Origin of the sequence: Zavarzinia compransoris (assembly GCF_003173055.1) — a bacterium.
Lineage (GTDB): Bacteria > Pseudomonadota > Alphaproteobacteria > Zavarziniales > Zavarziniaceae > Zavarzinia > Zavarzinia compransoris.
Genome location: NZ_QGLF01000001.1, coordinates 341,135 through 354,039 on the forward strand (window position 1 = coordinate 341,135; position 12,905 = coordinate 354,039).

13 protein-coding genes and 1 riboswitch are annotated in these 12,905 nt (G+C 66.8%); of the genes, 9 read left to right on the plus strand and 4 right to left on the minus strand.

The window, feature by feature from the left end:
• Nucleotides 1-17: 17 nt before the first annotated feature.
• Together DKG75_RS23170 and DKG75_RS01680 are read left to right on the plus strand one after the other, a co-directional pair.
• Complete coding sequence (locus tag DKG75_RS23170; protein ID WP_133636901.1) at nt 18-1,427, plus strand: hypothetical protein; 1,410 nt, start codon at nt 18-20, stop codon at nt 1,425-1,427.
• Complete coding sequence (locus DKG75_RS01680) at nt 1,424-1,777, plus strand: hypothetical protein (RefSeq protein WP_133636898.1); 354 nt, start codon at nt 1,424-1,426, stop codon at nt 1,775-1,777. The genes DKG75_RS23170 and DKG75_RS01680 overlap by 4 nt, the downstream gene beginning before the upstream one ends.
• 156 nt (nt 1,778-1,933) lie before the next feature.
• Here the strand turns inward: DKG75_RS01680 and DKG75_RS01685 are convergent, their stop codons facing one another.
• Entirely contained in the window at nt 1,934-3,556 is a 1,623-nt protein-coding gene (locus DKG75_RS01685; protein ID WP_109919340.1) for a fumarate hydratase, read from the minus strand.
• A 47-nt stretch (nt 3,557-3,603) separates the two neighbouring features.
• Complete coding sequence (locus DKG75_RS01690; protein ID WP_109919341.1) at nt 3,604-4,122, minus strand: SspB family protein; 519 nt, start codon at nt 4,120-4,122, stop codon at nt 3,604-3,606.
• 111 nt (nt 4,123-4,233) lie between these two features.
• Between DKG75_RS01690 and DKG75_RS01695 the strand changes: the two genes are divergently transcribed.
• The 3 genes from DKG75_RS01695 (at nt 4,234) to DKG75_RS01705 (ending at nt 8,592) form a co-directional block, all read left to right on the plus strand.
• Nucleotides 4,234-4,905 (plus strand): cysteine hydrolase family protein, encoded by a 672-nt coding sequence (locus DKG75_RS01695; RefSeq protein WP_109919342.1) that lies wholly within the window; start codon nt 4,234-4,236, stop codon nt 4,903-4,905.
• Between the two features lie 63 nt (nt 4,906-4,968).
• Complete coding sequence (locus tag DKG75_RS01700) at nt 4,969-8,187, plus strand: acetyl-CoA carboxylase family protein (RefSeq protein ID WP_109919343.1); 3,219 nt, start codon at nt 4,969-4,971, stop codon at nt 8,185-8,187.
• Between the two features lie 18 nt (nt 8,188-8,205).
• Complete coding sequence (locus tag DKG75_RS01705) at nt 8,206-8,592, plus strand: GFA family protein (protein WP_109919344.1); 387 nt, start codon at nt 8,206-8,208, stop codon at nt 8,590-8,592.
• A gap of 15 nt (nt 8,593-8,607) precedes the next feature.
• Here the strand turns inward: DKG75_RS01705 and DKG75_RS01710 are convergent, their stop codons facing one another.
• Complete coding sequence (locus DKG75_RS01710) at nt 8,608-9,048, minus strand: hypothetical protein (RefSeq protein WP_109919345.1); 441 nt, start codon at nt 9,046-9,048, stop codon at nt 8,608-8,610.
• A gap of 46 nt (nt 9,049-9,094) precedes the next feature.
• Between DKG75_RS01710 and DKG75_RS01715 the strand changes: the two genes are divergently transcribed.
• Nucleotides 9,095-9,793, plus strand: coding sequence for an SDR family oxidoreductase (locus DKG75_RS01715; RefSeq protein WP_425086479.1), 699 nt, complete (start codon nt 9,095-9,097; stop codon nt 9,791-9,793).
• 8 nt (nt 9,794-9,801) lie between these two features.
• On the plus strand, nt 9,802-10,248 hold the full coding sequence (locus tag DKG75_RS01720) for a DUF488 domain-containing protein (protein WP_109919347.1): 447 nt from the start codon (nt 9,802-9,804) through the stop codon (nt 10,246-10,248).
• Here the strand turns inward: DKG75_RS01720 and DKG75_RS01725 are convergent.
• A complete protein-coding gene (locus tag DKG75_RS01725) occupies nt 10,235-10,942 on the minus strand; it encodes a tRNA-uridine aminocarboxypropyltransferase (RefSeq protein WP_109919348.1) in 708 nt (235 codons plus the stop codon). The two genes, DKG75_RS01720 and DKG75_RS01725, sit on opposite strands and share 14 nt — an antisense overlap.
• A gap of 160 nt (nt 10,943-11,102) precedes the next feature.
• Nucleotides 11,103-11,194: riboswitch (glycine riboswitch) on the plus strand.
• Nucleotides 11,195-11,383: 189 nt separating this feature from the next.
• On the opposite strand from DKG75_RS01725, the gene gcvT reads away from it, so the two are divergent.
• Together gcvT and gcvH are read left to right on the plus strand one after the other, a co-directional pair.
• Nucleotides 11,384-12,511 carry a glycine cleavage system aminomethyltransferase GcvT gene (gcvT, locus tag DKG75_RS01730; RefSeq protein WP_208112017.1) on the plus strand — a complete coding sequence of 376 codons (1,128 nt, stop codon included), beginning with the start codon at nt 11,384-11,386 and terminating at the stop codon, nt 12,509-12,511.
• Between the two features lie 9 nt (nt 12,512-12,520).
• On the plus strand, nt 12,521-12,895 hold the full coding sequence (gene gcvH / locus DKG75_RS01735; protein ID WP_109919349.1) for a glycine cleavage system protein GcvH: 375 nt from the start codon (nt 12,521-12,523) through the stop codon (nt 12,893-12,895).
• The last annotated feature ends 10 nt before the right edge of the window (nt 12,896-12,905 follow it).

Sequence of the window (12,905 nt, forward strand, 5' to 3'; positions counted from 1 at the left end):
TGCACGGTTGAGGGGGTATGTATAGAGAAAATAATATAAGGAATTTTATTCGAATCGTTGATCGCGGTTCAGTTTATATTATTGGTTTTCGGCATATTATATTCTCTTCATTCACTGAAATTCCTGTAGAGAATTATCTGCTCTCCAACGACCATTTCAGGGAAATGGTGTGCTCCGCAGCAGATGCGGCCATTCAAATTCGTGCATTCATCATGGCCCAAGGCGGGGCCGATGCCGCGGTGGTCGACGACCGCCAATTGCCCGATTTGGCTTTGGCTGAGGGGCTGGTGGCGTTCCGCGTGCCGGCCGTTCCGGAAGCCGGTATCGGCGGCGGCCAGGGGCGCCGCGACGAAATCATCGCGCTTGGCAAATCGCTGCCCAGGACCCCGAAGGTGGCGACGCCGCCACCCGCCGCGCCCAACGCTGTGCGGCCGATCGGCATGGTCGAGGCGGCGAGCGTGCCGGTCGACCTTGATGATCGCTTCGTCCTGGTGCTCGAGAGGGTCCCCGACTATTTGCCTGTGGCCCTGCGGCGGGAATTTCTGGCCCTGTTCACCCCGGAAATTATCGCCATAACCGCAGGCATCCTCGCGGTCTGGGCGCTGTCTCATCTGGTCGGGGTCGGCTTCTTGGTCGATGGCGCGTTGGTCCTCGCGGCCTTTGCGATGGTTGGCATGGCGTTCGTCGATGTCGTCGAGCGCTTGATGAAGGCGATCCGTCTGACCGTCAACGCCAAGAAACCGGCGGATTTGCTTACCGCTTCGCAACTCCTGGCAGACCTCGTCGCCGAGTTCGGCGTCGAGGTGTTTTCCGCTCTGGTCACCCGTGGCCTGGCCAAGAAGAAGGTGGGGCGCAAGGCGGCCAGCGAAGGCGGCCCGCCGCCGCCGAGGCCCCGCATGGAACCGGCACCGGCGCGCCCGTCCGAGCCGCCGAAGGCGCCGCCGCCATCGGCGGTCCGGCGCAAGAGCCTTGACTATATTCCGACCAGCAAGATCAAGATCGAGGCAGAGGAAGGGCGCGTCGTCACTATTCTCGGCAGCTATACAAGAGATATGAAGTACATCATTAAAGAGCTTGGTTTGAGTAAAACCAACGGAATTGTTGAAAATCCGAAGGGCTTTAATGTTCTGAACGTGAATGATGAAAAATATATCTGGAAAGATGATTTTGATGGGGAAGGATTCTGGGAAGAGGTGAACGAAAAATTTATTCTTGATGCTATTGCGCGGGGTGACAAAATTGTCCTAGCGACGCCTCCGAGACCGGAGAATCTTTATAAGGACGCCATGGTGCCGCTATATGGGAAACAATACGTAGATCCGCATATGGAATTGACTGGATTTGGTAAGGAATATTTTCTGCTGCAGAAACATGGCTATCGTTATGATCCGAGGACCTCGACCATGGTGCCGGGAGCTAAGAAATGATTGGTGAATACAAGAAAATGGTCGAATATATCGCAGCGGAATTGGCGAGCGAGGGTTACAAGCTCGTCGAGGATAATGATTTCGATGCCACCTTCGCCCGGGGGCAATACGAAAGCCTAGTGTTCGAGGGCGATCGTGTTGCCTATCCCGCAGCGATGATTTGGATATCTTGGGACGGGCAAAAGAAGCAATATGCGCTGAGGACATTGAAGAAAATATTCGAAGAAAAGAATAACTTGCCGATGACCGGATATTATTTAAATCAGCAAATAAAATTTTTCAAAGAGAATTGCGAAAAAATCAAGGATCGGCGATACCTCGAAATCTACGACCGCGACGATTTCATGTAATGCGCCGAGGCGCGTCTTGAACAGCATATTTTTCCGGCAAAACGAAGGCCGGTTCGCCGTCGGACACACGCCTGGTTGAGGGGCGCGGGGCGACATGCCGCTTCAATCAAACGGCACGTCGCTCGCAGGGGAGAATTACCCTCATGCCCCCCGCGGTTACATCAGGTTGGCGAAGAAATCATTGCCCTTGTCGTCGACGACGATGAAGGCGGGGAAATTCTCCACCTCGATCTTCCAGACTGCTTCCATGCCGAGTTCGGGGTATTCCAGCACTTCGACCTTGCGGATGCAGTTCTGGGCGAGGATCGCCGCCGGCCCGCCGATCGAGCCGAGGTAGAAGCCGCCATGCGCCTTGCAGGCGTCGGTAACCTGCTTCGAGCGGTTGCCCTTGGCCAGCATGACCATGGAACCGCCCGCCGCCTGGAACTGGTCGACATAGGAATCCATGCGCCCCGCCGTGGTCGGCCCGAAGGAGCCGGAGGCGAAGCCCGCCGGGGTCTTGGCCGGGCCGGCGTAATAGACCGGGTGGTCCTTGGCGTATTGGGGCAGGCCTTGCCCGGCGTCCAGCCGTTCCTTCAGCTTGGCATGGGCGATGTCGCGGGCGACGATCATCGGCCCGGACAGCGACAGGCGGGTGCGGATCGGGTATTGGCGCAGCGTCGCCAGGATATCCGCCATCGGCCGGTTCAGGTCGATCTGCACCACCTCGCCGGCGAGGTCGTCATGGGTGACCTCGGGCAGGTATCGGGCGGGATCATGTTCCAGCTGTTCGAGGAAGACGCCGTCCCGGGTGATCTTGCCCAGGATCTGGCGGTCGGCGGAACACGACACGCCGATGCCCACCGGGCAGGAAGCGCCGTGGCGCGGCAGGCGGATGACGCGGACGTCGTGGCAGAAATACTTGCCGCCGAACTGGGCGCCGATCCCGCTCTGCTGGGTCAGCTTGTGGATTTCGGCCTCCAGCTCGCGGTCGCGGAAGGCGCGGCCGAGGTCGTTGCCGGTGGTCGGCAGGTCGTCGAGATAGCGGCACGAGGCCAGCTTCACCGTCTTCAGGGTCAGTTCGGCGGAGGTGCCGCCGATGACGATGGCCAGATGATAGGGCGGGCAGGCGGAAGTGCCCAGGGTCTTGATCTTGGCCTCGACGAATTTCAGCAGGGAGGCGGGGTTCAGCAGGGCCTTGGTCTCTTGATAGAGATAGGTCTTGTTGGCCGAGCCGCCGCCCTTGGCGACGAAGAGGAATTTATATTCGTCGCCCGGGGTCGCATAGAGGTCGATCTGCGCCGGCAGGTTGTTGCCCGTATTCTTTTCCCGATACATGTCGAGCGGGGCCATCTGGCTATAGCGGAGATTGGTCTCCGTATAGGTGCGGGCGACCCCGCGCGAGATCGCCTCCTCGTCCTTGCCGTCGGTCCAGACGTATTGGCCGCGCTTGCCCATGACGATGGCCGTGCCCGTGTCCTGGCACGACGGCAGCACCATGCCCGCCGCCACATTGGCGTTCTTCAGGAGTTCGAGGGCCACGAACTTGTCGTTGGCCGAGGCTTCCCCATCGTCGAGGATCGCCTTCAACTGGGCCAGATGGCTGGGGCGCAGCAGATGCGAGACATCGCGATAGGCGGCGAAGGTCAGGGCCTCGATCGCCTCCGGCGCCACCTCGAGGACACGCTTGCCGCCGACCACGATTTCCTTCACGCCGTCGGACGTGATCTTGCGCCAGGGGGTATCGACCTTATGCGCGGGGTCGTGCTCGAACATGTCCTGATAGGCGAACGCCGTCATGACCGGAAACCTTCTCGGAAACGGGGGATCGGAAAGGGTTATTGACCCTATTTCTTCCGGAACGCATCCAGCGTCAAGACCTGGCCGCGCTGCTCGCCCTCGGGCTTGTCCTCGCCGTCCGGCTTTGTCTCCGGCGTTTCCTCGCGCCGGGTGGTCAGGCTGGCCGGCTCGGCGGGGGGTGCGACCGGGCGGGGGGCCGCCTCTTCGTCGCCCGTGGGCTGGAATTGCAGGCCGAACTGGACCGAGGGATCGAAGAAGCCGGTCATCGCCGCAAAGGGAATTTCCAGGCGTTCGGGCATCTTGTTGAAGTTCAGGCCGATTTCGAAATGGTCGTCCGTGACCTTCAGGCCCCAATACTGGTGCTGGAGGATGATGGTCATCTCGTCCGGATAGCGTTCGCGCAGGTAGTCGGGAATATCGACGCCCGGATGATGCGACTTGAAGGACAGGTAAAGATGATGGTTGCCCGGCAGCCCCTGGGCCGCCACCCGCGTCAGGGCCTGCCGGACGACGCCGCGCAGCGCGTCCTGCACCATGGCCCCATAATTCATGAAGTCCTTCGCCATGCCTTCTCGCTCGATGCTTGCTATGCCGCTATTCGCCCACCCTATCGCTTGAGGGCGCGCAGTCAATCGTCCTACTGTCGGCACAGCCCTGCGTTTTGAAGGAGATTCGTCTTGTCCGGCTTTCGCCAGGTCGTCGCCCGGCCTTTCGGGTTCCCGTACGAGGGGCCGATCGTGCCCGCGCGGACGGCTTTGCTCGTCATCGATCTCCAGGTCGATTTCCTCTCGCCCGAGGGTTATTTCGCCCGGAAAGGCTATGATCCCGGCCGCCTGCGGGCCATTCTCCCGACCGTGAACGCCCTCGTCGGGGCGGCCCGGCGGGCGGGCTGCGCCATCGTCCATACCCGCCAGGGCTATCGCGCCGATGGCGCCGACCTCACCCCTTACGAACAATGGCGGCGCGCCCGGTCGGGCATGGCCGGGACAAGGGCCCTCATGCGCGGCCAGCCCGGTTTCGACCTCGTGCCCGAACTCGACGTCGCCCCGGCGGATATCATCGTCGACAAGACGGCGAACGGCGCCTTCACCCATACCGACCTCGACCATATCCTGCGGGCGCGGGGCATTTCCCACCTCATGCTGGCGGGCTGCACCACCGACGTCTGCGTCCATACCACCCAGCGCGAGGCGGTGGACCGCAACTACCAATGCCTGCTGGTCGAGGATGCCTGCGCCTCGGGCGACGATTTCGCCCATCGGGCGGCGATCCACATGACCCAGGTCGAGGACGGCATCTTCGGCGTGGTGGCGCCGGCGGCGGCGGTGATCGCGGCCCTTGCGCCCTGATTGGGAACGAAGCAGCCTCGCCCCGTCCGCCCGGCAAGAGGCGGGAAGGGGAGGGTTGCCGTCGTGTTCCGCCGCATTCTGATCGCCAACCGGGGCGAGATCGCCATCCGCATCGCCCGCGCCGCCGCCGCCCTCGGGAGCGAAAGCGTCGCCGTCCATGGCGCGGACGATGCCCGTTCGCTGCATGTCGCGGCGGCGGACCGCGCCGTCGCCCTGCCGGGGGCGGGCGTCGCCGCCTATCTCGACGGCGCGGCCCTGATCGCCGCCGCCAAGGCCGAGGGCTGCGATGCCCTTCACCCCGGCTATGGCTTCCTGGCCGAGAATGCGGGCTTTGCCGCGGCAGTGCTGGCGGCCGGGATCGCCTTCATCGGCCCCACGCCGGAAACCCTGGCGCTGTTCGGCGACAAGCTGGCCGCGCGCCGGCTGGCGGAGGAAAACGGCGTGCCCGTGATCGAGGGCACCACGCGGGCCACCGGCCTTGGCTGCGCCGAGGCTTTCATGCGGAAGCTCGGCCCCGAGGTCCCGGTCATGGTCAAGGCGGCGGCCGGCGGCGGCGGGCGCGGCATGCGCGTGGTCCGCGCCCCCGCCGAGCTTGCCGAAGCCTTCGCCCGCTGCGCGTCGGAAGCCAAGGCGGCCTTCGGCGACGATGCGCTGTTCGTCGAACGCTTCATCCCCGCGGCCCGTCATGTCGAGATCCAGATCCTCGGCGACGGCACGGGCGCGGTCGGCCATCTGTTCGAGCGCGATTGCAGCCTCCAGCGCCGCCACCAGAAACTGGTCGAGATCGCCCCGGCCCCCGGCCTGCCGCCCGAGACCCGCGCCCGCCTGATCGAGGCGGCCCTGACCCTCGGCCGGGCGGCGCGCTACCGGACCCTGGGCACGGTCGAATTCCTGGTGGCGCCCGACGGCGGCGATTTCTGGTTCATCGAAGCCAACCCCCGGCTTCAGGTCGAACATACGGTGACCGAGGCGGTGACTGGCGTCGACCTGGTCGCCGCCCAGATCCGCCTGGCCGCCGGCGAAGCCCTGGGGGCCCTCGACCTCGACGGGGTCCGGCCCCGGGGATGCGCGGTGCAACTGCGTGTGAACCTCGAAATCATGGATGGGGAGGGGGGCGCGCGGCCGGCGGCGGGCACCATCGCCGTCTATGAAATGCCGGGCGGGCCGGGGATCCGGGTGGATGGCGCGGGTTACGCCGGCTATGCGGTCAATCCCGGCTTCGATCCCCTGATCGCCAAGCTGATCGTCCACCAGCCGGGAGGGTTTGCCCCGGCCATCGCCGCCGCCCGCAAGGCCCTGGCCCAGGCGCGGATCGAAGGGGTGGCCAGCAATCTCGGCTTTCTCGAACGCCTGCTGGCGGAACCGGAGATCGCCGCCGGGACCTTCGACAACCGCTGGATCGAACGCAACCTCAGCCGTCTCGCGACCGATGGCACGCGGGCGCCGGGGTTCTTTGCCGGCATCGGTCCCGTCGCCGCTGCCGAGACCATCGCCGGCCCGGCGGGAACCCAGGCGATCCCGGCGCCCCTGTCCGGCCGCATCGTCGCCCTGGAGGCGGAAGTGGGCGCCGCGGTGGCCGCCGGCCAGCCCCTGGCCGTCCTCGAAGCCATGAAGATGGAACATGTGGTCAAGGCGCCGGTCGCCGGCATCCTGCGCCAATGGGGCGTGGAACCCGGCGCGACCATCGCCGAGACGGCTCCGCTCGCCTTCATCGAACCGGTCGAGAGCGGCGCCGCGGTCGAGGAGGCGGCGGCCGCGATCGACCCCGAGCACATCCGCCCCGACCTTGCCGAGGTGATCGCCCGCCATGCCCCCGGCCTCGACGCCAACCGCCCGGCCGCCGTCGCCCGCCGGGCGCGGACCGGCCAGCGCACCGCCCGCGCCAATGTCGAGGATTTGCTGGACCCCGGCAGTTTCATCGAATACGGCGCCCTGCTGCTGCCGGCGCAGCGCCGCCGCCGCGGCTTGGACGACCTGATCGAGAACGGCCCGGCGGACGGGCTGATCACCGGCATTGGCACGGTGAATGCGTCCGCGGCCGGGCCGGAGAGGGCGCGCACCATGGTGCTCGCCTATGATTACACGGTGATGGCCGGCACCCAGGGCATGATGAACCACAAGAAGACCGACCGGGTGCTGCATCTCGCCCGGGAGTGGCGCCTGCCGGTCGTCCTCTTCGCCGAGGGCGGGGGCGGGCGGCCGGGGGATACGGATTGGGTCGGCGTCGCCGGCCTCGACGTGCCGACCTTCGCGACCTATGCCGCGCTGTCGGGCGAGGTGCCGACGATCGGCATCGTCTCCGGTTACAGTTTCGCCGGCAATGCCGCCCTGCTCGGCTGCTCCGACCTGATCGTCGCCACCCGCAACGCCTCTTTCGGCATGGCGGGGCCGGCGATGATCGAGGGCGGCGGCCTCGGCGTGTTCCGGCCGGACGAGGTGGGGCCGGCGGCCATGCAATGGGCGAACGGCAATATCGACCTGCTGGTCGACGACGAGGCGGCGGCGGTCGCGGCGACCAGACGCCTGCTCGGCTATTTCCAGGGCCCCGTTCCGGGCTGGGCGGCGGCGGACCAGCGAATGCTGCGCCATGTCGTGCCGGAGAACCGGCTTCGCGTCTACGACATCCGCGAGGCCATCCGCCTGCTCGCCGATACCGGCAGCGTGACCGAATTGCGCGCCGGCTTCGGCCGGGGCCTGATCACCGCGCTGATCCGGATCGAGGGTCGGCCCCACGGCCTGATCGCCAACGACCCCCGGCACCTGGGCGGTGCCATCGACGCCCCGGCGGCGGAGAAGGGGGCGCGGTTCCTGAAACTCTGCGAGGGCCACCGCCTGCCGGTGGTCAGCCTGGTGGATACCCCGGGCTTCATGGTCGGCCCCGCCTGCGAGGCCGAGGGCATGGTGCGGAAGGCGGCCGATCTCTTCGTCGCCGGCGCCAGGCTGACGGTGCCGGTCGCCGCCGTGGTGCTGCGCAAGGGCTATGGCCTGGGCGCCCAGGCGATGACCGCCGGCTCCTTCCACCGCTCGGTCTTCACCATCGCCTGGCCCAGCGGCGAATTCGGCGGCATGGGGCTTGAGGGCGCGGTCCGCCTCGGCTATCGCCGGGAACTGGAGGCGGAACCGGACCCCGCCGCGCAGAAGGCCCTGTTCGACCGGCTGGTGGCCCAGCAATATGCCAACGGCAAGGGCATCAACATGGCGTCCTTCGGCGAGATCGACGCCGTGATCGACCCGGCCGAGACCCGGGCCTGGATCGTCCGCGGGATCGGCGCCATTCGCTGAGGCCAAGGGAGGGCGGGCATGGAACGGTATGCGGGCGGCTGCCTGTGCGGCGATGTGCGGGTGGTGGCGTCGGGGCGCCCCTATCGGGTCGGCCTGTGCCATTGCCTCGACTGCCGCAAGCATCATGGTGCCCTGTTTCACGCCTCGGCGGTGTTCCCCGAGGGGACGGTGACGATCGAGGGCGAGACCCGCGACTATGCGGGGCGCCACTTCTGTCCGCGCTGCGGTTCCTCCGTCTTCGCGCGCACCGGCGACGAGGTCGAGGTCCATCTCGGTGCCTTGGATGCCCCGGACCAACTGACGCCGACCTATGAAAACTGGGTCATCCGCCGGGAATCCTGGCTGCCGCCGTTTCCCTTCGCCCGGCATTACGACCGCGATCGCGACGCCACGAGCCGCTTCTAGGGCTAGGGGCCCCGCTCAGGGCAGGACGAACAGCCCGTGGCGGCGGATGCGGGCGGTCAGCGCGTCGAGGTCGGCCGCCGGTTCCAGCAGCAGGAGGTCGGTGCGGTCCCAGCCGCCGACCGCGCGCAGCGCCAGTTCGGGAAAGCGGATGTCCATCAGCGTCACCTCGCGCAGGCTGTCGCGGATGGTGCGGGCGGCGGTCGCCGGGCATAGCGGCCCCTGGGCGTCGGTCACCCCGGTCAGGGCCATGCCGTCGTAAAGGGCGAGGAAACGGGCCTCGCCCGCCTCATAGGCGTCGAGGGCGCCCGCGCGCAGCGCCAAAGCATGGTTCATGACCGGACATTCGGCCGCCTCCTCCGCGCTCAGCCAATGGTCGAAGACCGAGACCCGGAGCACCCGGTAGCCCAGCCCCCGCAGGTCGGCATCGTCGAAGCTGGTGAGGGACGGAAATGTCATGGCGGTCTATCCTGCCCCCGTTAAGACTAAGACAAGGGAGAAGCGCGTGGACAAGGTGGCCATCATCACGGCGGGCGGCAGCGGCATGGGCGCCGCGGCGGCCCGGCGTCTGGCGGACGACGGTTTCAGGGTCGCCATTCTTTCGCCCTCGGGCAAGGCCGAAGTCCTGGCTGCGACCCTTGGCGGCATCGCCGTCACCGGCTCGAACCAGTCGCCGGACGATCTCGCCCGCCTCGTCGATAGGGTGATGACGGCCTGGGGCCGGATCGATGCCCTGGTGAACAGCGCCGGCCATGGCCCGCGCGGCCCGGTCCTCGACCTGAGCGACGACGACTGGCACCGCGGCATGGACACTTACTTCCTGAACGTGGTACGGCCCACCCGGCTGGTCACCCCGATCATGCAGGCGCAGAAGGGCGGCGCGATCGTCAATATCTCGACCTTCGCCGCCTTCGAGCCGGACCCGGCCTTTCCGACCTCCGCCGTGTTCCGCGCCGGGCTGGCCAGTTTCGCCAAGCTCTTCGCCGATCGCTATGCCGGCGACAATATCCGCATGAACAATGTCCAGCCCGGCTTCATCGACAGTTTTCCGGAACAGCCGGAAATCGCCGCCCGCATCCCCCTTGGCCGCTACGGCAAGGTGGCGGAAGTGGCCGAGTTGATCGCATTGCTGGCGGGCGAGCGCGGCGCCTATATCACCGGCCAGAACATCCGCATCGATGGCGGCATCACCAGAAGCGTCTGAGGACAGCCATGCAGATCGAGGTCGCCACCATCGGCTTCACCCAATCGAGCGCCGAACATTTCTTCGGCCGGCTGAAACAGGCCGGGGTCCGCACCGTCCTCGACGTCCGGCTGCACAATACGTCGCAACTGGCCGGCTTCGCCAAGGCGGACGACCTTGCCTATTTCCTGAACACGATCCTCGGCATCGGCTATGCCCACGAACCGCTGCTCGCCCCGACGGAAGAGGTGATGCAGGCCTTGAAAGGGGCGAAGAAAGGGGATTGGGGCCGCCAGCAGGACAGGTTCATGGCCCTGATGGCCGAACGCGGGATCGAGACCCGCCTCGACCCCGCCCGCTTCGACGGCGCCTGCCTGCTCTGTTCCGAGGCGGCGCCGCATCAATGCCACCGCCGCCTCGTCTGCGATTACCTGAACGGCAAATGGGGCGGGCGGCTCAGGGTCAGGCACCTTTAGCCCGAGGCCGGCGGCGCCAGTCCCGTTTCGGCTGCTGCGCCTTATAGGCGGCCAGCAAGTTCTCGAAGCTCGCCTGCATGGCGGTCTCGATGCCCTCGTTCTTTTCGAGGCGGGACAGAACCAGGGCGGCGGATTCGAGGGTCGACAGGCTTTCGCGCCGGGGTTCCTTGCGCAGCTTGCCGTAGGCGCTGGGCCGCTTGGGATTGAGGACGAAGCGCCGGCACTTCAGCAGCCAGGCATTGCGCCACCACAGGGTCTTCGCCTGCGACCAGGTGCCGTCCAGCAGGATGAGGCCCTGGAGGCCCTTCAGGGGATCGAACTGGTCGGCCAGGGGCAAGCCCTTGGCATCGACAGCGACGATCTCGCGGTCCTGGGGCAGGCTCTTCATCTCGACCGAGCCGAGATAGAGCACGGCCCATTTCGACGGTGTCGCTTCGTGCCCCAGGGCCTTGCTCAGGCTGGCCCAGGACAGGCCGATGCGGAAGGTCGCCTTCGCCAGATGCAGCAGGGTGAGGCGGGCGGTGCCCAGGCCCTTGTCCTGTTCCTGGGGGTGCTGAAGGATCAGCAGTTCGATCCTGTTGGCGATCGGTTCGATCCCGGCGCAGATGCACAGCGCCGGCAGCTTGCCGCAGCGCGGGCAGGCTTCCGGTTCCGGGGTTTCGGGGGCGGGAAGGGGGGCGGTGTCATCGGTCATCGTGGGCGGATCATGCCCGAAACCGGGGTCGGGCTTCACGCGAATAGTGCGCCGCCGTCACGATGGTGTTTTTTGTGCAGTTGCGTGATGTCCCTTGTTGACGAGCGCCGGCCCTTGCCTATCCTGAAGGTCGAGCGGGGGCAGCCGGCCCCGGTTTCGACTATTCCCTGTGGGAGAGATCGGGGCGAAAGCCCCGGCGCCGAAGGAGCAACCGCCCCGGAAACTCTCAGGCAGAAGGACCGCAGGGAAGACGGCACTCTGGAAAGCAGGCGGGGGCCTGGGCGCGAATCGCGTCATGCCCGTGTCCTCACCCATGGGGTAAGCTGGCGGCGGGTCTTTGCCGTCGCCGGTCAATCTCTCAGGTCCATCCGACAGAGGGGGCGGTACGGAACGGGATACCCGTTTCGCGCCCGCGTCCATTCTCTGCTGCGGAGGCCTGCCTTGGGCCATGACGAAGACCTGAAGTTCACGCCGCTCTACGACCTGCACCGCGAATTGGGCGGCAAGATGGTGCCCTTCGCCGGCTATGCCATGCCGGTGCAATATCCGGCCGGCATCCTGACCGAGCACAAGGCGACGCGGGCCGCCGCCGGCCTGTTCGACGTTTCCCACATGGGCCAGGCCTGGCTCGAGGGGGCCGATGTCGCCGCCTCGCTGGAAACCCTGGTGCCCGGCGACATCAAGGGCCTGCTGCCCGGCCAGATCCGCTACACCCTGCTGATGGCGGCGGACGGCGGCATCCTGGACGACCTGATGGTCACCCGCCCGCTCGACGATGCGGACGGCAGCCGCCTGTTCCTGGTCGTCAACGCCGCCTGCAAGGACCAGGATTTCGCCCATATCGCCACCCGTCTGGCCGGCCGGGCCCGGCTCACCCGCCTCGACGATCGCGCTCTTCTCGCCCTTCAGGGGCCAAAGGCGACGGAGGTCATGGCCCGCCTGGGGCCGGCCGCCAATGACCTGGTGTTCATGACCGCAAGCCCGGTCGCGGTGGCCGGGATCGATTGTCTGGTGTCGCGTTCCGGCTATACCGGCGAGGACGGTTTCGAGATTTCCGTGCCGGCGGATAGGGCCGTGGCGCTGGCCCGCGCCCTGCTGGCGGAGCCTGAGGTTTCGCCCATCGGCCTCGGCGCCCGCGACAGCCTGCGCCTCGAAGCCGGGCTCTGCCTCTACGGCCATGACATCGACACCACCACCGACCCGATCGAGGCGTCGCTGGCCTGGACCGTGCCGAAGCGCCGGCGCGAGGCGGCGGATTTCCCCGGCGCCGCCCGGGTGCTGGCCGCCCTGAAGGACGGCGTGGCGCGCCGCCGCGTCGGGATCAGGCCGCTGGGCCGGGCCCCGGCGCGGGAAGGCACGGCCGTCGCCCTGCCCGGCGGCGGGGCCGTGGTCGGCATCGTCACTTCCGGCGGTTTCGGCCCGAGCGTCGACGGGCCCGTCGCCATGGGCTATGTCCCGCCCGATCTGGCCAGGGCCGGCACCGCCGTCGACCTCATCGTGCGCGGCAAGCCGCTGCCCGCCGAAATCGTTTCCCTTCCCTTCGCCCCGCATCGCTACGCCAAGGCTTGAGAGGCCGTCATGACCGTCAAATACACCAAGGACCACGAGTGGATCGCCGTCGACGGCAAGACCGGCCGGGTCGGCATCACCGATTACGCCCAGTTGCAACTGGGCGACGTCGTCTTCGTCGAACTGCCGCCGGTGGGCAAGGCGCTGAAGAAGGGCGGCGAGGCGGCGGTAGTCGAATCGGTCAAGGCCGCGTCCGAAGTCTATTCGCCGGTCACCGGCACGGTGACCGCGGCCAATGATCCGCTGGCCGACGAGCCGGCCCTGGCGAACAGCGACCCGCAAGGCGAGGGCTGGTTCTTCGAGGTCGAACTGGCCGATCCTGCCGAACTCGACGGCCTGCTCGACGAGGCGGCCTATCGGGATTACGTCGCCTCGCTCGGCTGACCCGGAGTAT